Source organism: Aquaspirillum serpens DSM 68, assembly GCF_000420525.1.
Taxonomy (GTDB): domain Bacteria; phylum Pseudomonadota; class Gammaproteobacteria; order Burkholderiales; family Aquaspirillaceae; genus Aquaspirillum; species Aquaspirillum serpens.
In genome coordinates this window covers 1-1482 of record NZ_ATVC01000113.1, presented here as the reverse complement: position 1 = coordinate 1482, position 1482 = coordinate 1, and the positions used below count along the sequence as shown (strand labels likewise).

3 protein-coding genes are annotated in these 1482 nt (G+C 46.2%); all 3 read left to right on the top strand.

The annotated features are described in order from the left end of the window. Nucleotides 1-409, top strand: a 409-nt coding sequence (locus tag G465_RS14835) for an AAA-type ATPase lid domain-containing protein (RefSeq protein WP_027405461.1), incomplete at its 5' end; no start/stop codon positions are given. Between the two features lie 10 nt (nucleotides 410-419). Beyond that, complete coding sequence (fliE, locus tag G465_RS0112780) at nucleotides 420-749, top strand: flagellar hook-basal body complex protein FliE (protein ID WP_022654817.1); 330 nt, start codon at nucleotides 420-422, stop codon at nucleotides 747-749. Nucleotides 750-867: 118 nt separating this feature from the next. Beyond that, a partial coding sequence (gene fliF, locus G465_RS0112775; protein ID WP_245556798.1) for a flagellar basal-body MS-ring/collar protein FliF occupies nucleotides 868-1482 on the top strand: 615 nt, incomplete at its 3' end.

Here is a 1482-nt window from a genome sequence, read left to right as displayed (position 1 = left end):
CACAGGACATGCTTGGTCTTTGTCTACAGATGCTGTGCATTGTTTGACTGCCCATGCGTGGGACGGTAACATCCGCGAGTTACAAAACGTGATGCAGAGAGCATGTGTGCTTGCATCAGGTGGTGTGATTCATGCAGCTGATCTGATGTTGGCAAATAAAGAAAACAAAATATCAGCGTTGCGGTCTGGTGCAGAAACGGTGCAATCAGATATTCGTAGCTTGGAGCGGCAACATATCCTTGATACCCTATCTTCTGTGGGTGGCGTCAAAAAACTTGCAGCTCAACGCTTGGGGATCAGCGAACGGACGTTGCGCTACAAATTGCAAAGATATCGGATGGATGATACAGAAGAAATAGACCTGCCTTCTTCTGCCCTCACCCCCCCTGATAGCTCGCTTTCACATTGAGGAATACATTATGAGTACGCAAGGTATTGACCAATTACTTGGCGAGTTACGCGCGGTTTCCGCGCTAGCAACAAATAAACCAGCGACACCGGTAGCCGGTCAGGAATCCGTTTCGGGGGTTGATTTTTCTGATGTGTTAGGTTCTGCACTGAAAGATGTGAATAGCTTGCAACAAGCTTCCCAGTCGTTACAGAAAAAATTTGAGCTGGGCGACGAAACTGTGAATCTCCATGATGTGATGATTTCTTTGCAAAAGGCCAGCTTGTCATTCCAGACCATGGTGCAAGTGCGTAATAAATTGGTCTCTGCTTATCAGGAAGTGATGAACACACAAATATAATCGTGTTTTCGTATGATAATACGACCTTGTGCCTGTGCCGAGCATAGTCGCGGTACGGCAGGACTCAACGTGCAAAAAATTCCCTGATGATATGGCTGAACTGGCAGAGCAAAATTCGATGACCCTGCAAACACGGATCCGTGAAGCGGTTGAGAGATACAAAAACCTCCCTTCCAATAAAAAAATACTGCTTTTTGCAGGGCTTGCTGCAATCGTAGCAATCATCATTGCATTGGTGCTATGGAATAAACAACCTGCATATAAAGTCCTGTTTAGCAATATTTCTGACAAAGATGGCGGTCAAATCACCGCCGCCCTTCAGCAAATGAACGTTCCCTATCAGCTTGGTCCTGGTGGGGTCATTTCTGTGCCAACTGAAAATGTCTATGAAACACGTTTAAAACTGGCTTCTCAAGGCCTACCCAAGGCCAGTGGCGCTGGTTTTGAACTGATGGATAACCAAAAATTTGGTATCAGCCAGTTTGCAGAACAAATCAATTACCAACGTGCGATTGAAGGTGAGTTGGCCCGCACGATTGAATCTCTCAACGTCGTTGAGTCGGCTCGTGTTCACCTCGCTATACCAAAAAATAGTGTCTTTTTGCGTGAACAACAAAAGCCCACTGCTTCTATCATGGTGTCGCTGTTTCCTGGTCGTGTGCTCGATGCAGGTCAAATCTCTGGTGTGATTAATTTGGTGTCTTCCAGTGTCCCCGGATTGCCTGCTAAAAAC